Origin of the sequence: Clostridium ljungdahlii DSM 13528, from assembly GCF_000143685.1 — a bacterium.
GTDB classification, from domain to species: domain Bacteria; phylum Bacillota; class Clostridia; order Clostridiales; family Clostridiaceae; genus Clostridium_B; species Clostridium_B ljungdahlii.
In genome coordinates, this window is record NC_014328.1 from 1,633,513 (window position 1) to 1,654,194 (window position 20,682).

Below are 20,682 nucleotides of genomic sequence, written 5' to 3' on the forward strand. Positions count from 1 at the left end.
TATTTTATGATTACAATATAGTAAGAGTCAATTTTGCTTAGAAAATTATGACCTAAAAATAACACTTTCTTTATTGAACATATATCTTGCAAATGAGATTGCAGCAACTATATACACTATCATCCAGCCAAAGGTTATAGCTATATGTGCTGTATTGTGTATTCCAACTAAGAACTCTTTTGTAAGGCAAGAAGCATTAGCTATAGGTATACTAAAAAAATAAGTTTCTATACTTTTAGCGTCCTTCATCATTGTGGCATAAACCAATATGACAGCTATTATTGTAAAAGGACTTAAATATGTTTGAGCTTCTTTTGATGATTTTGCATAAATACTTATGGACAACCCTAAGGCCCCAAAAACCATAGTTAAAAGTATAGGCAAAATCATTATCAAAATAATAGTTTCTAATCCTATATTGATGTCATTTGCACCTTGAAACATTCCATTTGTCTGATTCATTGAAATAAATAATCCTGCAAGGTTTGCCAGTGATACTATAATTCCCACTATTGTAATTGCAAGAAATTTTCCCCAAAGTAAGGACATTCTACTTGCTTTTGTAGTTAGAAGTGGTTCTAGAGTACCTCTTTCCTTTTCTCCAACACCTAAGTCTAAGGAGGGTGCTACTGTATTACCAACACTTCCAAGAATCAATAAAAGTGGTACCATTATATTAAGCATTAATTTCCCAATACCACTTTCCTTTTTTTCTATAGTATCCTGGGCAACATTTATTGGAGTTAATATTTTAGAATCTATATTTCTTTTTTCCAATCTTTTAGAAACTATATTCTTTGAATATTTATCTATGTAAGAATTTAATATGTCAAAGGCTTCCATACTGTCACTACTGGAGTTGTCATAAGTTAATGTGATTTTTTCATTCATATCTTTACTTATATTTTCATCAAAATTTTCTGGTATAGTTATTCCTGCTAAAATTTTACCATCTTTTACATCTTGTTTTATGTTGTTGGATTTAATTATTTTTACATTCTTTTGTGATTTAAAAAATGATCCTAAATTGCTGCTGCCTTTATCAACCACAGCTATTTTTAAATTGCTTTCTACATTTTTATGACTTGTACTTGTAGCTTTTCCTATAACAAACGAAAGTACAGGAAGAAGCAGCATGGGAATTAATATACTCATGAGGATTGTCTTTCTATCTCTAAACATATCTAAAAGTTCTTTTTTTAACACTATTAATACAACATTAGTTTTCAATTATATCACCTACCAACTGCATGAATATTTCTTCCATGTCATCATTATTGTATTTAGACTTTAAATTTTCTATTGTTCCTGTTTCTATAATTTTTCCTTTGTGAATTATTATAATTCTATCACAAAGCTTTTCTACTTCAGCCATACTGTGACTTGAAAATATGACAGCTTTATTGTCAATTTTACACTTTTTTATAAAATCATGTACTATTCTAGATGAACTGACATCTAGACCTGATGTTGGTTCATCAAATAATACTACTGATGGATTATGTACGATAGACCTAGCTATAGAAATTTTTTGCTTCATTCCTCTTGAGAATTTACCTACTCTCCTATCCAAATAGTCTTCCATTTCAAGATTTTTTGCTAAATACTTTATGCTCTTTTCGGTTTCGTACCTTGACATTCCATTGAGTTCTGCAAAGTATCTTATATTTTCTCTTCCAGTTAATCTATCATAAAGACCAACTTCGCCGCCAAAGAGTATTCCTATTTCTCCTCTTACTTTTTCTGGATATTTATTCACGTCATAATTGTTTATTAGAGCTGTTCCTGATGTAGGCTTTAGCATAGTTGCAAGCATCCTAAGTGTAGTTGTTTTACCTGCTCCATTTTCACCAAGAAGTCCTACTATTTCCCCATTGTTAACTTCAAAACTAATATTATCTACAGCTGAAATCTTTTTAAATATTTTAGTTAATGATTGAACTTTAATCAATGTGTTTCCTGCCTTTCTTTTTTATTTTAAGTTAACTTGTTTCTCAAATTATTATGCAATAATAAGAGAAAATTGTAAACTGTAAGTTTTAAAGATTTAAATATTTTTAGAAAAAAATTAGAAAAATAGATTGACAATATGGCAAAAAAATAATATACTTAACAACAAGTTAGTAATAAATACAAGCTTTGATGGAGAAAGAAATATTTGATGTTTAACTACAGAGAGCCAGCGTTGGTGTAAGTTGGTGTTAACATAAATATGCAGCTATCACTCCGGAGCTTCCAAGTAGAAAGGCTTTTGCCAAGTAAATGAGGACGTATACCAGCGATATATGGTTAGGGTTCACGATGAATAGATGTTTTTATTAACGTTGACCTGAGTTGAGCGGCAATTAGTGTATCTAATTGTAATTGAGGTGGTACCGCGGAAAGTTAATCTTTCGTCCTTATAAGCATATTTAAAAGTATGTTTATAAGAACGAAAGATTTTTTTATTATATTATAAAATTTGAGAGGTGAGTGAAGAGGGGGCTTTTACTTTATATTAGAAAATTTTTAGAATTGGGGCAAGGTGCAATACGTAATAATATTATTATATCGAGTATAAGAGAGGAGATTTGAAGATTATGAAAGTGAATTTAACATTAAAGGATGTATTAGAGGCTAGTAAAAGAATAGAAGGAATATGTGTAAAAACTAAATTAATATATAGTTCAGAATTTAGCAAAGAAAGTGGTAATGAGGTATATATAAAACCAGAAAACCTTCAAATTACTGGAGCATTTAAGTTAAGAGGGGCATCAAACAAAATCGTTAAACTAAGTGATGAACAAAAAGCAAAGGGGCTTATAGCTTCTTCTGCAGGAAATCATGCTCAAGGTGTAGCATACTCTGCACAAAAACTTGGAATTAAGGCAACAATTGTTATGCCTGAAACTACTCCACTTATAAAGGTCCAAGCTACTAAAAACTATGGAGCTGACGTAGTACTTAAAGGAAAAGTTTATGATGAGGCTTATGAAGAAGCTAAAAGATTAGAGAAAGAGCATGGGTATACTTTTGTTCATCCTTTTAATGATGTAGATGTAATGGCAGGTCAGGGAACTATAGCACTTGAGATAATAGAAGAACTAAAGGATGTAGATGCTATATTAGTACCAATAGGTGGAGGTGGATTAATAAGTGGAATAGCAGTAGCTGCTAAATCTATTAATCCTAATATAAAAGTAATAGGAGTTCAAGCAGAAGGTGCAAATCCTATGAAAGTTTCTTTTGATACAGGTAAACTCACTTATGCAGATAAAGTTGATACTATCGCTGATGGTGCAGCAGTAAAGCAGCCTGGAGATCTTACTTTTGAAGTAATAAAAGAATATGTAGATGAAATTGTTACAGTAAGTGATAAAGAACTTATGGAAGCTGTATTTGTTGTTTTGGAAAAACATAAGCTTGCAGCAGAAGCAACGGGAGTAATGTCTTTAGCAGCACTAAAAAGATTAAACTTTAAAGGAAAAAAAGTAGTTTCTTTAATAAGTGGAGGAAATATAGATGTAGTAACAATGGCATCCGTTTTGAATAATGGATTATTTTCAAGAGGAAGAATATTCTGTTTCTCAGTTAAACTTAAGGACACTCCAGGACAACTTCTTAAAATATCTCAGATATTAGCTGAAAAAGGAGCTAATGTAATAAAACTGGATCACAATCAGTTCAAGGCTGTTGATAGATTGAAACATGTGGTTTTAGAAGTTACAGTAGAAACAAATGGATATGAGCATATAGAATCTATAGTTAAGGCATTAAATGATGAAGGATATAATGTAGATAGAGTTTGTTAAGAATAAAATAAATTCTTAAAAAAGCGGATAGTGTTAAAGCTATCCGCTTTATTTGAAACATGATTAGATAATCTATTTGTGTGGTACTTCTCCATAATGCTTTATATGATCAGCTGAAGTTTTTACATATTTAAAAACAGTTTGATGTTTTTTATTGTCATACTCTTGAATATAATGATAGTAAACTATACTGTTTACTAAATGGGGCGTCATACGAAAACTTAAAAAGGTAGTAAAATCACTGCTGGTTACAGACTTCTTAGTTATAGGATCTTTATAGGAAAAAGAATGAAATACACCATTATGAGTGTGAAGATTTTTAGCATTTTTTTCTTTCCCATAGTAACAAAATACATGTTTATTGTCCCTTATTCCAATATTAATAAAGGCATGTGCATGAGCGTGTTGAATACTATGAGTATGAAAATACTTTTCATTGTAAAAATAGAATTTATCATACTTAAAAGGACTTCCCTTACTTGCATCTGAACAATGTCGTACTATATAACCCTGACCATCACAACCGATTATTCTTCCATTGTGTATCTTTACAGCACCTTGCTGCTGATACAGTACGCCAACTCCTTTGTCATTATCAGATAAATTGCAGGAGCTATTATAAGCTGCTGCTCCTATTAAGAAACCTTCTGTTTGTAAAGAAGTATCTTCTAATTCACGAATATTGACTTCATTTTTATGATGATGGGACATCATTTTTTCCTCCTAATCATTGTTAATATTAGACTATTGCAAGAGTCTAATATGTTCCCCAGTATATATGGATATTTAAGTACTATTTATTTGTTACAAATTAAGTGCATTCATCAGATAAAGTAAATTTTAATTAGTATTTTAGGCATGCATTAATAATTTTAAGTAAAATTTTTCTTGTAAATAAATGCAAATTTTGAGATTATCAATATAAATAGTATAATAGAAGATAAGAGTATTTAATTTAATTTAAATATTCTAAAAGTACTTAATAACTAACTACCAAAAAAGATATGAATAAGGAGAGATAGTATGGGCATTACAGTTAAAAATGTAATAAAAAAGTTAAAGCCAGATGTATCTGAATTTGTTATGAAGGAGTTAGAAAAGCTGGACTCTAAGTGCTATTTACAAAGGCATGAATCTGATTATAGGTTTAATATACATCAAAAAGAAAACAGAAAAATAAATTTACCTACAAATGGAGGAGCTCCTTGTATGAGAGCTTATGTATATGGAAACCTTATGTTTACGGAAGATAACATTTATTTATCAAATAAATGTATAAGTAATTCAGAAGTATTAGAACATGATAGTTATAGGTCTATTTATGAAAACCAATATAATAAATTTGTGAAGAAATTAGAAGATAAGAATAATGAACAAGACATGAAAAAATTCAAAGATGAAAATTTTATTAAAAAAGATGAAGATGGTATGGAAGGAATAAAAATTACAGATGAAAATGTTGATGAAATAGTAGATAGTTTACTTAGTAACATACCGCCTTTTTCTGAAGAATACATTAAAATGTTTTCTGATCTATAGATAAACTTTAATTCCTGCCAGATAAAATATGTATATCAGAATTTTATAGTACATTAGCTGATATAAATACTTATAAAACTGGTTATGGAAATTGTATGTTCTTTTTATATTTATGGAAATTAAATTTGGAAGGAATCTAGGAATAAGTTGATTTTTATCTGGGTATAAAAGAAAGATGAAAAATAAATGAAGGTTTTCATCTATTTTCCATCCAGGTCACAATAGAAACTCATACAAATTTAATTAATCCATAAATTCAATAGTATCTTTTGCAAGCCTCTTTATTCTGGCAAGGGAATATACATGATATCCTTGTTCATCAAGGAGTTTACGGCCGGGTTGAAATGATTTTTCAATAACAATTCCTATTCCTGCTACCTTTGCACCACACTGTTCAATAAGGCGTATAGTACCTTTTGAAGCTTCTCCGTTAGCTAAAAAGTCATCAATTATAAGAATATTATCCTCAGGACATATGTATTTTTGAGATAAAGTGAGTTCATAATCAGAATCCTTGGTAAATGAGTGAACTGTAGTTTGATACACGTCCTTATTTAATGTTTTGGATTCTTTCTTTTTTAGTATTACCATAGGCAAATCCATTTGAAGTGCAGTCATAACAGCTGGGGCTATTCCTGAACTTTCAATAGTAAATATCTTTGTGATCCCCATGTCCTTAAAATGTTCTGTGAAACTTTTTCCTATGGAATACATGAGGCTTGGATCAACTTTATGATTTAAAAATGAATCTACCTTTAATATTGATTCACTTAAGGCATGTCCTTCCTCTAAGATTTTTTTTCGTAATTCCTTCATAAATTAACACCTCGCGATTTTTTATTTTTCTTCTCTTAAAATAAGATTTAATATAAGTGCTGCAATAGTTCCTGTAGAGATACCAGATGAAAAAATCATCTTTAAACTTTCTGGAAGGTTTGATAAAATTTCAGGCCTAAAGGTAACTCCAAGACCTAAACCTATAGAAGTTGCTATTATGAGAAGGTTCCTATTATTTAATTTTACCTTACTTAAAGTTTGAATTCCAGCAGCAGCAACTGTTCCAAACATTACTATTCCAACACCACCGAGTACAACTTGAGGCATTGCGTTTATTATCGCAGCAAATTTGGGAAATAATCCTAGTATAATAAGTATTATTCCTGCGGTCATTGTGACAAATTTACTTGCAACTTTAGTAAGGGGAATCAATCCAACATTTTGACTAAAAGAAGTGTTTGGCATAGCTCCAAATATTCCAGCAATTACACTTCCAAGCCCATCAGAAAGTACACCATGTGAAATTATAATATCATCATCTTTAATACCAGATATTTCGTTTATTGCTCTTAAATTTCCTACAGTACTTATGACAGAAACTAAATATGCCGGAATAAACGGAAGTAGAACACTTGAATTAAAGGTGATACCATGTTCAAATATTTTTGGAAGTGTTACTATACTTGCTTTTGAAATAGATGAGAAATCTACCATACCAAGAGCAATACAAATTATGTAACCTGCTGCCATTCCAATTAGAATTGAAGCACTGCTTAAAAGTCCTTTGCCATAATGGTTTAAAAGTAAAGTAATTAAGGTTACAGTTAACGCAATGCCTATATTTTTTAAACTTCCATAATTTTGGACTCCAGAACCTCCTGCCGCCCAATCTATTGAAATTGGCAGAAGTGTAAGTCCTATTAGGCATACAACTATTCCAGTTACAATTGGTGGAAAAAGTTTCATTATGTATTTAATAGAAAAGCTTAAAATAATTACAATAAGTGCCCCTAATATAGTGGCTCCGAATATACCGGAGAGTCCAAATTTTTTCCCAACTGCTACAGCCGGAGCTACAAAAGTAATGTCCGTTCCCATAATACAGGCTACCCTTGCTCCAACTGGGCCAATACCCCTAGACTGTATGAATGTAGCTATTCCAGCTACTAGAATTGCAGCACTTATTAGTGCTGTAGATGTATGGGAGTCAAGTTTTAGTGAAGATGAAATAATTATTGGAACTACAATAATTCCACCAAAAGCAGCAAAAATATGCTGAAATCCTAATAAAATTTGAGATAATAATTTAGGCTTATCATAAACTCCATAAATTAATCCTGTTTCAGATGTTTGTTCTTCTTGTCTTTTAGCTTCCATGATAGGCTCCTTTTTAGTTAATAGTTAAGAATTAAAAATTAATAGTTAATGTGGATTTTTTTTGATAGCTAAAAATCATCCTTCACTATTAAATTTTCATTATTAATTCTTAACTTGCGAAAGTTAAGTACATAAAAAATACCCCATAAAAATGAGGTACATTTGAAAGATATATAAAACTTCAAATAACCTCGTAGTCTGCTTATTTAAGGTTAGCAGGTAGAAACTGTCGGACCATATTACCGAATGTATACGAGTTATTACTTATGTATGGTTAAAGTCACAAATAAGATTATAACACATTTCACATTAAAGTATAATGTAAAATATTTCATCGTATTGGAAGAAACATTTTGAGATCTTAATTAAATCTTAATAAATTTAATAAGTACTTCTTCAAAGATAATCCTTAAAATTTACTTGTATTAGAAAATAAGGGTTATTTCTATTTCAATTGGTTGGGGTCCAAAGGACATTGGATATAAAGAAGTAACAGAAGCTGTGAAGAGAGCCAAGGAGGAAAATATATTTGTGGTGTCTTCATCTCTTAGACATACTTATGGATTTAAATTCAATGGACTTGGAAGAAATCCTTTATTAAATCCTGATGTGGAATCATCATATACCCCAGGATTATGGTGGCAAAAAGATTATTATAACGGAAAATACGATTCAAATAATACACTGCTTGTTCCTATGGACTCGAGGTCTACTGCAAGCCCAACGGGTTATAATGATTATGCTTTTTACAGAGAAGGTGGCTGGAGTTGGTCAATTCCTTATATAGCAGGCGTTTATGCACTGGCATGTCAGGTTGATCCCAATATAGATCCTGAAGAATTTTGGAAAGTAGCATTAAAAACTGGAGATACAATTGAATTTAAAAACAAAGGGAAGGTCTATGAACTAGGGAAAATAATAAATCCTGTAAAGCTAATTCAAAATTTGAAAGCCAATTTGTAAATAAAATTATATAAATTTAATTTAATGTAATATAATATCGATTAAAATGGAAGGATAAATTATGAAGCTGCTTTTTATCCGATGACTACCTGCTCTAATACTCCTACGCACTCTGTGAAAGCGACTATCACCAAATCAAAGATTTGGGATATCTGCTTTTCTCCAAGTGGGAGTAAAGAGCAGTTACGTCCCTGGATAACGATTTCTAAGCATCAGATGGAGTCAAAACTCCATCTGATGCCAAGAACTCTGTTTATTATAAACTAAAAAGGGGAATTCCTATGAATAAAAGCGTATTTTATAAATGGCTAAAAATAATTAAAAAGTTAGATGATATGACTTGTAATGCTCAAATTTCAAATTGCCTTATAATAGAAGAATCTTATGGAGATCTAGATGATTCTTATGCAAGGGATAAGTGTGAGTCTATTTTTTCTAAACTTTCTTATACTGAAAAAGAGGATGATGAAAATATAAAATCAAAAAATCTTTTTAATTCCTTGAAGTTGTATGAGGAGTTTAAAGAAAACAAACTTGTTCAGGAAATAATGGATATGCCTGATGTAGATCCAGATAAATATGATGGGTCCTATGAGCTTGTTCGGGAAACAGTAGAATCCTTTTCAAGAACACCAATAGATGTTATAGATGTAAGTGATTTGGATATGTTGTATTTTATGACTGTGGGAACCTGGAAAGTTAAAGTAAAGTATAAGATCCAAAAAATACAAAATAGTCATTTGCCTATAGAAGAAAAGAAAAGACTAACAAAAATATTTAATTCTGTAATGGAGAGGGCTAGAAAACATGAATATGAAAATATTGTAGGTGAATGGTCTGTAGGAATGTTTAGTACTGGATTTTACACATTTGCCTCAAAATCAGACGAAGAGAGCGCTAGAAGATTTATATCTTTGTGTATAAGAATACATAAATCATATGATGAAAATGAAATCCTTCATATGGCTGAGGAAACCTTTAAAACTAGCATAAAAGGTATGCAAGCAGTGGAAGCTTCAGTTATTCTTCATTGTTTGAAGCCCTATATTTTCCCTATAATTAACACAGATACAATTGAAGATTACGTTTTGCTTGAAGAAAAAGGTGTAATTTTTACAGATCCAAAAGAGCTTGTAAATTACATTGAAAATACTAGAAAAATTAAAAAGTTTAGGGATGAAGAGTGTCTGTTTAGGAATTACAAAGTATTGGATATGAAATTACTAAGCATAGAGAGAATGAAAATAGATAAGTCTAAGTACAATGAAATTGTGCTAAACAAGGATGCTATTGATGAAGAAGATTCAGAAATATCTGTTTGTTCAGAATCTACGTATTCTAAAAAGGCTTTCTTAAATGAAATATTCATGGAAGAAAGCCAGTATGATGTTATATATAACCTTTTAAGGTATAAAAAGAACATAATTCTAAAAGGTCCATCTGGTGTTGGTAAAACCCTTATAGCTAGAAAATTTGTTTACTCTATAATGGAGCAAAGAGATGATACAAGGGTTAAGATGATTCAGTTTCATGAAGGGTATTCTTACGAAGATTTTGTCATAGGTTATAGACCAGAAAAGAATGGATTTAGTCTTAAATACGGCATATTTTATCGTTTTTGTAAGCAGGCTGAAAGTGATCCTAGAAGACCCTATTATTTTATAATTGATGAAATAAACAGAGGAAATCTTAGTAAGATTTTTGGAGAAGCTATCATGCTTGTTGAGGCTGATAAGCGTGGAGAAAATTATGCTATATCCCTACCTTATATTGAAAACTTATTTTATATACCGAGAAATGTTTATATTATAGGTACTATGACTGCACGTAAAGATAGCAGCAGAGTGTTTGATTGTGGTCTTAGAAGACGTTTTGCTTTTATTGAAATTGAACCTGCATTTAATAATTTAAATTTTAAAAAATATATCGAAAATAAGAACGAAGATTTGGCAGACAGTATTATTGAAAAGTTTATAAAACTTAATGAAGATATTGAAAATGATCCTTTCTTAGGTGGGGATTTTCGCATAGGGCACAGCTATTTTTGTACGCCAAAGCATACATTAAGCAAAGAGGAGTATAAAAATATTATTCAATATGAAATTTTACCTCAGATTGCCGAATATTGGTCTAATGAACCTTATAGGATAAATAAATGGATAAAAGAACTTATGGAGTAATAAAAAAACTATGAAGAAAGATTTTTAATCTAAACTTCATAGTTTTTATATTCTGCGAAAAATTATTGACATAATGTATAATTAAAATTATAATAGTTAGAAACCTTACAATTAGAAATCTAACAAATGGTGGAGGCGTGAAAATGAACAATAAAACAGAAATGTACATTGGAAGAAAAGTTAGTATACTTTCTAGAAGAATTCATAGAAGAATAGATAAAGAGGCATCACAGTATGGTATAACTGCTGTTCAAGCTAGGATACTTGGTTTTATATATTGTAAGTCCAATAAAAAAGATATATTCCAAAGGGATATAGAAGAAGAACTTGATATTAGACGTTCGTCAGTAACTAGCGTACTTCAGCTGATGGAGAAAAATGGATATATCAAAAGGGTAAGTGTTTCTGAAGATGCAAGACTTAAGAAGATAATAATAACAGAAAAAGGTTTGCAAATTCAAAAAAAGGTATATGATTTTATTCTTGGAATGGAAGAATCTTTAAAGGATGAATTAAGTGATGAGGAGACAGACATATTAGTCGATTTACTTGACAGATTGTCTGAAAAAATTGGCGATGGAATATAGATTCCTAATATTAGTTAGAAATCTAACAAGGGGAGGAACAAGGTTATGATAAGAAAGATATCAAGTTATATAGGCGAATTTAAAAGAGATTCTATTATAACGCCTATATTTGTTGCTTTAGAGGCCATAATGGAGACGATTATTCCGCTGTTGATGGCATTGATAATTGATAATGGCGTGGGAAAAGGAAATATAAAATATGTATGCATTGTTGGAACTATAATGCTTATGGTGTCATTTGTGTCACTTACCTGCGGTGCATTATCAGGAAAATATGCGGCTAAAGCATCTACTGGTTTTGCTAGAAACCTGCGAAGAGCAATGTACTATAATATTCAGAACTTTTCTTTTTCTAATATAGATAAATATTCTACAGCTGGTCTTATAACTAGACTAACTACAGACATAACAAATGTTCAAAATGCATTTCAAATGATAATAAGAATGCTTGTTAGAGCACCATTTATGCTAATCTTTGCTATGGCAATGAGTTTTTATATAAATGCAAAGTTAGCTCTTGTATTCTTAGGTGCCATAGTTTTTTTGGGAATTATATTGTACATTATTATGACAAGAGTACATCCATATTTCATGGAAGTTTTTAAAAAATATGATGATTTAAATGCTAGTGTACAAGAAAATCTAACTGCTATAAGGACTGTGAAAGCTTATGTAAGAGAAGAGCATGAAAAAAGCAAGTTTTATAAAGCTTCTGAAACTTTGTATAAGTACTTTATAAGAGCTGAAAAATTAATAATAATTAATGCTCCTGCAATGCAATTTGCAGTGTATACATGTATTTTACTTTTGTCGTGGCTTGGAGCAAAAATGATTGTTTCAAAATCCATGACAACGGGAGAACTTATGAGTTTGTTTACTTATACCGTTAATATATTAATGAGTCTTATGATTATTTCAATGGTATTTGTAATGGTAATTATGGCCAAGTCATCTGCTGAAAGAATTGTTGAGGTTTTAAATGAAAAAAGTGATTTAGCAAATCCAGAAAATCCAATTTGTAAAGTAAAAGATGGATCCATATTATTTAACAAAGTTGGTTTTAGTTATAGCAAAAATATGGACAATCTAGTTTTGGAAAATGTAAGCTTGAAGATTAATTCTGGTGAAACCATAGGTATTATAGGAGGAACAGGAAGTGGAAAATCTACTTTAGTTCAACTTATTCCAAGACTATATGACACTACATGTGGAACTGTTGAAGTTGGCGGAGTTGATGTTAGAAAATATGATATAGAGACTCTTAGGGATGAAGTTTCAATGGTGCTGCAAAAGAACGTATTGTTTTCTGGGACAATAAAGCAAAATTTAAGATGGGGAAATAAGAATGCTTCTGATAAAGAAATAGTTGCTGCGTGTAGAGAGGCTCAAGCTGATGAATTTATAGAAAAGTTTCCTGATAAGTATGATACTTTTATTGAAGAGGGTGGTTCAAATGTATCAGGCGGTCAAAAACAAAGATTATGTATTGCAAGGGCTCTGCTAAAAAAACCAAAAATATTGATTTTAGATGATTCTACTAGTGCAGTGGATACTAAAACTGATGCTCTTATTAGGAAAGCATTTGTAGAGGAAATACCAGATACTACAAAAATTATTATTGCACAGCGTATATCTTCAGTTCAGGATGCAGATAGAATTATTGTATTAAACGATGGAAAAATAGATGGCTTTGGAACTCATGAGGAGTTACTAAAGACAAATGATATATATCATGAAGTTTATGAATCTCAAGTGAAAGGAGACGACGATGACAATGGCTCAAAATAATAATAGTAAACCTAGAGCAATGGGCAGACATCGTGGATATGTAAAGCCTAGTAAAAACTCTTTAAAAACATTAAAAAGATTATTAGCCTATGTTATTAAGGAATATAAGTTTTTATTTCTTATTGTATTAGTAGGTATTACCATAAGTTCTCTTGCTAATGTTATTGGTACATTATTTTTAAGAAATTTAATTGACGATTATATAACACCTCTTTTACAAAAATCAAATCCTAATTTTGGACCGCTTTTAAAAATGATAACTACTATGGCAGCAATTTATTATGTTGGAGTTGTGTCAACATATGTATACAGTCGTGTGATGATTATAATTTCTCAAGGATCTCTTAAAAGAATAAGGGATGACATATTTTCTCATATGGAAAGTCTATCTATTAGTTTCTTTGATACACATTCCCATGGAAATTTGATGAGTCTTTATACAAATGATACAGATACTTTAAGGCAGATGATTAGTCAAAGTATTCCGCAAATATTAGCAGCAATTATTACTGTTGTCAGTACTTTTATTTCAATGGTATATTTAAGTTTCCCACTGGCTATAGTTGAAATTTTGATTGTAATTTTGATGATTTATGTTATCAAAAATATTGGCGGAAAAAGTGGAAAGTATTTCGGGCTTCAACAAAAAGATTTAGGTATGGTAAATGGATATATAGAAGAAATGATAAATGGCCAGAAGGTTGTTAAAGTCTTTTGTCATGAAGAAGAGGCAAAAATCAATTTTGATAAGTTAAACGACGATCTTTATCATAGTGCAAATAATGCAAATAAGTACGCCAACATTTTAATGCCTATTATGGGTAATATTGGTTACATAAATTATGTATTTGTTGCTATTTTTGGTTCTATTTTAGCCATTAGTGGATTTGGCGGATTTACTCTTGGAGGAATTGCAGCATTTTTGCAATTGACAAGAACATTTAGTACTACAATTAATCAAATGTCACAGCAGTTTAATTTCGTTATAATGGCACTGGCAGGAGCTGAACGTATATTCAGACTTCTTGATGAAAAGCCAGAAGAAGATGCAGGCTATGTATCCTTGGTTAATGCAAAAGAAAATGAAAAAGGGGAATTAGTAGAAACTGATAAGCATACGGGAATTTGGGCATGGAAACATCCTCATCATGATGGCACGCTTACTTATACAAAGCTTCTCGGAGAGGTAGTATTTGATGATGTGGATTTTGGATATACTGATGAGAAAGTTATACTGCATAATATAAAGCTTTATGCAAAACCGGGACAAAAAGTAGCCTTTGTAGGTGCTACAGGTGCAGGAAAGACTACTATTACTAATTTAATTAACCGTTTCTATGATATTCAGGATGGAAAAATTAGATATGATGGCATTAATGTTAATAAAATCAAGAAGGATGATTTAAGAAGATCTCTTGGAATTGTACTGCAGGATCCGCATCTGTTTACAGGAACAGTTGCAGATAACATTAGGTATGGAAAATTGGATGCATCAGAGGAAGAAGTAATTGCAGCAGCAAAGCTTGCAAATGCAGATGGATTTATAAGACATTTACCAAAGGGATATGATACGGTTATTACTGGAGATGGTGGAAACCTGTCACAAGGTCAAAGACAGCTATTAACTATTGCTAGAGCTGCTATTGCAGATCCACCGGTTTTAATACTTGATGAGGCTACATCCAGCATTGATACAAGAACAGAAGCTATTGTTCAAGAAGGAATGGATAAGCTTATGAAAGGAAGAACGGTATTTGTAATTGCTCATAGGCTTTCAACGGTTAAAAATTCAGATGTAATTATGGTGCTGGAACAGGGGAGAATCATTGAAAGAGGAAGTCATGACGATTTGATTGAGCAAAGAGGAAAATATTATCAGTTATATACAGGAGCCTTTGAACTGTCATAAAGTCAATTATAATCTCTATAGGGTTTCTAAGCAAAAAATCAACCTTATACTCCGGATATTTTTTACAACCTTCAGCTCGGTTAAATATTTTGATAAGCCTAAGTAAAAAATTCTAGAAAAGCTAAGAACTTTTGAAAACTCGTACCTCAGACAATTCAAAAGTTCTAAGTTTTTACGAATTTTTTACTAAGTCTTATTTACAAAATATTTAAAAGAGCTTGATTATTGTAAAAATATGCCTGCGCATAAGTTGATTTTTAAGGTAGAAACCTATAGAAATGAATTTTTAACTGCGTGTAGTTAAAGCTAAAAGTCCAGTTAGATATTTTGTTAAATTAAATGCAAAATATTTAACTGGACTATATTTTTATAAGTAAAAATATATAAACTATAATGAATTTTATCGATTTCACATTATAAAAAATAGTAAATTACACATTATCTATTTAATTATAATAAGAGATGTGTTATAATAACCATTGCATAAACATACAACTACTCAATAATACTATATCATAAAATGAATTTTGTGTCAAGTACTTTATTTTCATTTTTAGGAGGAAAAACGATGAATTTACCTGAAATATTTAATTCACTCAGCAAGTTACAGGAATCAAACAGTATAAATGAAATTTCTAAATTAAATGATGACCTTAAAATCCATGATCTTGCTCTTAGCGTCAAAGATGCAAAAGATATAATAAGGACCAGAAACAATGCATTAAAAGCTCAGGGTAGGATTGAGCTAAATTTAGATGTGATGAAATCTATTATAAAGGAGCTTGGAAAATCTTCTTATGTAAATCAGGACAATTTAGTTGAAACAATTAGTGATATGTATGAAGTATTTCATTATGTGAAAAATTCTACATCAGATTTTTTATGTGATGATGAAATATTAAAAACTATAATGTTTTTTTACAATACAGTTTATGGTGGTTCGATGGAACTTATAAAAGGCAAAGGTATTTCTAAAATTGTAGATAATTTTAGAAATGGTAAAGATGTTAATAATATAAAAGAAGAGGAGGACAATAAATAGTGAAAGAATTTATTAAAAATAGAAACACAGATGCACTATATATTCTTCAAAATCTAATAGTAAGATACACAAAAGGTAAAAGCAGTTCCATAAAAGAGGATACAGCAGTTCGTATTTTGAATTCAATTTACTATGCAATAAATGCCTACATTAAAAGTTCCACAAATTCTAGTAAAGGATTTTCTTTGATGGTTCAAGATGATATAGTTAAAACGTATGAAGGTGGCATTGAAATTCTTAAAAAATCTGTGTTAGAGTGCAAAGAACTTTATGGAGAAGTAAAAGAAAACAAGCTTCATATTCCAAATGAAGTATATAATTATATGATAGATACAGTATTACCTTATTTCTTTGAAAGCTATGATATAATTTTTGCAGCACAGGATATAACATGTACTATGGATTATCCCCTTGTATTTGATAATATGAATATAAAAGGCATTTATTATATAAAACAATACCTTGAAAAATTGAAGATTGAAACTGAATTTTGTAACTTTTTTACACAGGCAGCTATTAGAAAATTACTTAGAGATTATGGTAAAAAGTATAAAATAAATATTATAAAAGCTCCAATAAATGTCTTTGAAATACTCATTGATCAGTCTGCTTTTCTAGTTTTATCAGAAAGCAGTGAAGAAAAACTTACAATATCAATGGGTGAGTTTAAAAGAATAAGTGAAAGGTTTTTAGGAAAAAGCAAAGAGGAGATATGTTTAATTGTAAACAGAACTTTTAGTAAAATTATTTCCAAGTTTAATATAAAAAACTTGAAACTTATAGGCTATATAAAAAAGTATGAGAATTCATTTAAAACTAGGTTTTTGATTGCCTGCAGCAGCGGGAATCTTTATAATATGGTTGTTATAGATAAAGAAGATAATGAACAAAATTATGTTGCCTTTGAAAAAGGCAGGAAAATGGATGATTATGCATTTAGTTGTGTTGTGGATGAGGTTACAAAATGCGAAAGTGTTAAAGACAAGCTTGAAATTATAAATGAAAATGTACATTCTCTTGAAGATTACATGGACATTTTGAATTTGGAATGTTTATTTGGCGATGAATATAAAGAGGCATTTCAGTTACTTGATGACATGTCCCTTGCTGTACTTGGTAAAAATGTATTTTATGATGACTTAAGGTGTAATTCTTTTAAACTCACGGATGAGAAGCTGCTTGTTTATAAAGGTACTTTAGAATATGAATGGCAGAATTATTACATCGAATTTTTACTAGAACTAAAAGAAAAAAGAATAAGAGACATAGAAAAGATAATTATGGATATTGATTTAGGAGAGGAACTGTAATTAAAATATATGGAGGATTTTAGTTTTGAAAATAAATAGGCTTATTGCAATTGTTGTCATGCTTTTAAATAGAAAGAAAATATCTGCAGCAGAATTGGCTGAAAAATTTGAGGTATCTGTAAGAACTATTTATAGAGACATTGAAGCAATTAACATGTCAGGGATTCCCATAGCATCTCAGTCCGGAAATAATGGAGGTTTTTACATTGTGGACAATTATAAAATCAACCATCAGTTTTTAACGTTGGATGACATGATTTCCATAGTAGAAGCTTTGAGAAACATAAATGAAGTTTTAAATGATAAAAATGTGGATTTAGCCATTGAAAAAGTAAAAAATATAGTGCCAGATGAAAAGAAGAGTGATTTCAATTTGCATTTTAAACAAATATTTATAGATACTTTGCCCTGGGGCTTTAAAAAATCTAGTGAAGAAAATGAGAAGTATAATATGATATATGAGGCTTTAGAGAACAAGAAGTGCATGTCTTTTAACTATAGAAATGCAAAAAGTGAATATATTTCGAGAAAGGTGGAACCCATAACCCTTGTTTTTAAAGGTTTTGGGTGGTATTTATTTTCTTTTTGCAATTTAAGGCAGGATTACAGGATATTTAAACTTTCTAGAATGGATACTTTGAGTATTTTAAATGAAGATATTCATAAAGGTAGAATTTCTTATGAAAAATATTTAAGCATGAATAAAGTTGAAAAGCTGCCTACAAAACTTACTCTTAAATTTTCAGAAAAAGTTAGATATAGGGTAGAAGATTCTTTTGATAAGGATGAAATGACCTTTCAAGAAGATGGAAGCATCATAGTAAATATTAAATTTTTGGAGGATGAATGGATTTATTCCATGATACTTGGCTATGGGGAATATGTAGAGGTAATAAAACCTCTTCATGTAAGAGAGATTATAAAAAATAGATGCAAAAAAATGAATGATATTTACGAAAAACAAAATTAAACCTGACATAATGCTGTCAAAGCTTCCCTGTATAATAAAAATATAAACAGAGTTCTTGGTTTCAGGTGGAGTTTTTTCTCCACCTGAAACTTAGAAATCGTTATCCAGGGGCGTAGCAGCCGTTATACCCCATTTTATAAGAAAAGCAGATATCCTAAATCTTTGATTTGGTGATAGTCGATTTCATAGAGTGCGATGGGGGTATTACGGCTGGTAGCCATCGGATAAATTAACCCATAGGGAAGGAGAATATTATATGAAACAAAAATACTGTCAAAGTTGTGGAATGCCAATGAGTGAGGAACTTTATGGTACTGAAAAGAATAATAAAAAAAATCAGGAATATTGTATTTACTGTTATGAAAATGGAGATTTTAAACAGCCAGATTTAACTATGGAACAGATGATTGAGGCTTCTGTACCTTTTATGGTTCAAAAGGGAATGAAGGAAAGTGAAGCAAGGGGTCTTATGGCAAACTGTCTTCCAAATTTGAAAAGGTGGAGAAAGAGCAAAATAACCTGTAAAACAGTTAAAAAGGATCAAATTATATTGGTTGGAAAAGAAATAAGGACTACTAATGAAGGTGGCAAATGCAAGGCTGCAATTGAAAAACTCTGGAAAGAATTCAGTGAGCAAAAGCTTGAGGATAAAATACCCAATAAGTTGAAGAACGGTGAAGTTTTAGGATTATATAGTGAGTATGAAAATAAAGAATTTGGGCATTATTCTTATATGGTTGGACTTCAAGTAAAAGATATAGGTAACATACCTGATGGTATGACATATAAAGTAATTCCGGCATCTAAATATTATGTGGTAACAGTAAAGGGAAAAATGCCGGAAAGCATTGGAGAAGCCTGGGGATATATATGGAATGCTGATATTGAAAGAACATATACAGGAGATTTTGAGATTTATGATGAGAGATATGATGGGAGTGAAAATTCCGAAGTGGATATATATGTGGCTGTAAAGTAATCCATTAAAATTTTTCACTCACTCCAACTTGATTAAAATCTTCCTTTAATGCTTTATTTAAAAAGTAAAAAGAGGTTAAAACAGCGGATGCATCAGTTATAGGGTAGGCAGCCCAGGCACCTTTTATACCAAAAAGTTGAACAAGTAGTATGGCTAAAGGGATAAACACTATGATTTCTCTATATATTGAAAGTAAGAAACTTTTTTTAGCTTCACCAATTGCCTGATAATAGTTTATTACTACATAATATATTCCTGTTAAGGGAATTAGACATATGCATAGTCTGAATGCTTTAACTGTTTTATTTAAAAGGGTAGTATCGTTTAAGAAAAAGCCTATGATATAATTTGGAAATAGCATAAAGATTGACCAAAGTGCAAAAGAGGTTATTAGAACTACTTTAATTGAAGTATTTAAAACCTTTTTAACTTTATCATAGTTTTCAGCACCAAAATTATAAGCCACTATAGGCTGCATTGCAGAACTTATGCCTATTATGGTTACAAATAGAAACATAGAAATTTTAGTTATTACTCCTACCATGACAATGGCAGATTCTCCGCCCTCAGTATAAAGAAGGTTGTTTAGAACTACAGTAACTAAGGCATCCTCAATTTCTATTATAAAGGTGGAGAATCCAACGGTAATTATGCCCCATATAATTTCTTTTGTAACTGAATTGTGAATGGAATGCATTGAAAATTCCATATGAAATTCCCTTATGATATTTTTAAACTTGTAAAATGCAAAGGTAAAGGCAGTTATTTGAGACAATACAGTAGCTATAGCAGCACCTTCTATTTTAAAGTGTAATTTAACTATTAATATATAGTTGATTAAAATATTTAAAGTAACACCTATTAAATTAGTATATAGAAGAGCTTTTGTCTTTTTTAGAGAAATCATAATATAACAGGCCACTACTGATAAGGACTGGAAAATGCCTCCTAAAAGTAGTATAGACACATATTTGTTAACTAGAGGATAAGTTAGATTGTCTGCACCTAATACATAAAAAATTGGCCTTCTAAATATAAAAATAATTAATGAAACTATTGTAAGTGATATTAGAACCAAACTAAAAGAAGTAAATACTATTTTTTTAAATTCTGAATAATTCTTTTCGCCTAAACTTCTAGCGGCATAAGTGGAAGCTCCTACAGCTATCAAAAGCCCAAGGGCTACTAATAATTTTTGAATTGGGAATGCTATAGTAATAGCTGCTAGTGTAGTAACTCCTATGTAGTGTCCTACATACACCGTGTCTACAATATTGTAAAGCTCAGATACCAAAAGTGCGAACACAGAAGGTATGGCAAATTTTAAAAGTAATTTTCTTATTTTACCTTGTTTAAGAGTATTATTTTCAATTTCCATAAATTTCACCTCAATAAGTTAAGCTATTAAAAAGTAGGCTTAACTTTTTCTATAGTTAAATTATAATGCTTTTTGGCAAAATTTACATTCAC

17 protein-coding genes, 1 riboswitch and 1 other annotated feature are annotated in these 20,682 nt (G+C 30.5%); of the genes, 11 read left to right on the plus strand and 6 right to left on the minus strand.

Annotation, left to right across the window (positions count from 1 at the left end):
- Positions 1-45: 45 nt before the first annotated feature.
- Together CLJU_RS07385 and CLJU_RS07390 are read right to left on the minus strand one after the other, a co-directional pair.
- Positions 46-1,230 carry an ABC transporter permease gene (locus CLJU_RS07385; protein ID WP_013238168.1) on the minus strand — a complete coding sequence of 395 codons (1,185 nt, stop codon included), beginning with the start codon at positions 1,228-1,230 and terminating at the stop codon, positions 46-48.
- Complete coding sequence (locus CLJU_RS07390) at positions 1,220-1,951, minus strand: ABC transporter ATP-binding protein (RefSeq protein WP_013238169.1); 732 nt, start codon at positions 1,949-1,951, stop codon at positions 1,220-1,222. Before CLJU_RS07390 ends, CLJU_RS07385 begins: the two co-directional genes overlap by 11 nt.
- A gap of 179 nt (positions 1,952-2,130) precedes the next feature.
- Positions 2,131-2,404, plus strand: a binding site (T-box leader).
- 175 nt (positions 2,405-2,579) lie between these two features.
- Here CLJU_RS07390 and ilvA point away from each other — a divergent pair.
- Complete coding sequence (ilvA, locus tag CLJU_RS07395) at positions 2,580-3,791, plus strand: threonine ammonia-lyase (protein ID WP_013238170.1); 1,212 nt, start codon at positions 2,580-2,582, stop codon at positions 3,789-3,791.
- A 72-nt stretch (positions 3,792-3,863) separates the two neighbouring features.
- Here ilvA and CLJU_RS07400 read toward each other — a convergent pair whose 3' ends face one another.
- A complete protein-coding gene (locus CLJU_RS07400; protein ID WP_013238171.1) occupies positions 3,864-4,505 on the minus strand; it encodes a hypothetical protein in 642 nt (213 codons plus the stop codon).
- A 309-nt stretch (positions 4,506-4,814) separates the two neighbouring features.
- On the opposite strand from CLJU_RS07400, the gene CLJU_RS07405 reads away from it, so the two are divergent.
- Complete coding sequence (locus CLJU_RS07405) at positions 4,815-5,330, plus strand: hypothetical protein (RefSeq protein WP_013238172.1); 516 nt, start codon at positions 4,815-4,817, stop codon at positions 5,328-5,330.
- A gap of 243 nt (positions 5,331-5,573) precedes the next feature.
- On the opposite strand, the gene CLJU_RS07410 is transcribed toward CLJU_RS07405, so the two are convergent.
- Together CLJU_RS07410 and CLJU_RS07415 are read right to left on the minus strand one after the other, a co-directional pair.
- Positions 5,574-6,146 carry a xanthine phosphoribosyltransferase gene (locus CLJU_RS07410; protein WP_013238173.1) on the minus strand — a complete coding sequence of 191 codons (573 nt, stop codon included), beginning with the start codon at positions 6,144-6,146 and terminating at the stop codon, positions 5,574-5,576.
- Positions 6,147-6,167: 21 nt separating this feature from the next.
- Positions 6,168-7,484, minus strand: a complete 1,317-nt coding sequence (locus CLJU_RS07415) for a nucleobase:cation symporter-2 family protein (RefSeq protein WP_013238174.1) — start codon at positions 7,482-7,484, stop codon at positions 6,168-6,170.
- Positions 7,485-7,658: 174 nt separating this feature from the next.
- Positions 7,659-7,760: riboswitch (purine riboswitch) on the minus strand.
- A gap of 225 nt (positions 7,761-7,985) precedes the next feature.
- Between CLJU_RS07415 and CLJU_RS07420 the strand changes: the two genes are divergently transcribed.
- From CLJU_RS07420 to CLJU_RS07460, 9 genes are all read left to right on the plus strand, one after another.
- Complete coding sequence (locus CLJU_RS07420) at positions 7,986-8,447, plus strand: hypothetical protein (protein WP_063562603.1); 462 nt, start codon at positions 7,986-7,988, stop codon at positions 8,445-8,447.
- Positions 8,448-8,728: 281 nt separating this feature from the next.
- Entirely contained in the window at positions 8,729-10,627 is a 1,899-nt protein-coding gene (locus CLJU_RS07425; protein ID WP_013238176.1) for an AAA family ATPase, read from the plus strand.
- Positions 10,628-10,770: 143 nt separating this feature from the next.
- Positions 10,771-11,214: a MarR family winged helix-turn-helix transcriptional regulator gene (locus CLJU_RS07430; protein WP_013238177.1), complete on the plus strand. Its 444-nt coding sequence runs from the start codon at positions 10,771-10,773 to the stop codon at positions 11,212-11,214.
- Between the two features lie 45 nt (positions 11,215-11,259).
- On the plus strand, positions 11,260-13,002 hold the full coding sequence (locus tag CLJU_RS07435; protein WP_013238178.1) for an ABC transporter ATP-binding protein: 1,743 nt from the start codon (positions 11,260-11,262) through the stop codon (positions 13,000-13,002).
- The gene (locus tag CLJU_RS07440; RefSeq protein WP_029170170.1) at positions 12,989-14,911 is read left to right on the plus strand and encodes an ABC transporter ATP-binding protein; all 1,923 of its coding nucleotides are present in this window, start codon (positions 12,989-12,991) and stop codon (positions 14,909-14,911) included. The genes CLJU_RS07435 and CLJU_RS07440 overlap by 14 nt, the downstream gene beginning before the upstream one ends.
- 568 nt (positions 14,912-15,479) lie before the next feature.
- Positions 15,480-15,953, plus strand: a complete 474-nt coding sequence (locus CLJU_RS07445) for a DUF6323 family protein (protein ID WP_013238180.1) — start codon at positions 15,480-15,482, stop codon at positions 15,951-15,953.
- Entirely contained in the window at positions 15,953-17,263 is a 1,311-nt protein-coding gene (locus tag CLJU_RS07450) for a DUF6179 domain-containing protein (protein WP_023163284.1), read from the plus strand. Before CLJU_RS07445 ends, CLJU_RS07450 begins: the two co-directional genes overlap by 1 nt.
- 25 nt (positions 17,264-17,288) lie before the next feature.
- Positions 17,289-18,233, plus strand: coding sequence for a helix-turn-helix transcriptional regulator (locus tag CLJU_RS07455; RefSeq protein ID WP_013238182.1), 945 nt, complete (start codon positions 17,289-17,291; stop codon positions 18,231-18,233).
- Between the two features lie 256 nt (positions 18,234-18,489).
- Positions 18,490-19,212 carry an effector binding domain-containing protein gene (locus CLJU_RS07460; protein WP_013238183.1) on the plus strand — a complete coding sequence of 241 codons (723 nt, stop codon included), beginning with the start codon at positions 18,490-18,492 and terminating at the stop codon, positions 19,210-19,212.
- Between the two features lie 4 nt (positions 19,213-19,216).
- Here CLJU_RS07460 and CLJU_RS07465 read toward each other — a convergent pair whose 3' ends face one another.
- Positions 19,217-20,590 (minus strand): MATE family efflux transporter, encoded by a 1,374-nt coding sequence (locus CLJU_RS07465; RefSeq protein ID WP_013238184.1) that lies wholly within the window; start codon positions 20,588-20,590, stop codon positions 19,217-19,219.
- Positions 20,591-20,682: the final 92 nt, after the last annotated feature.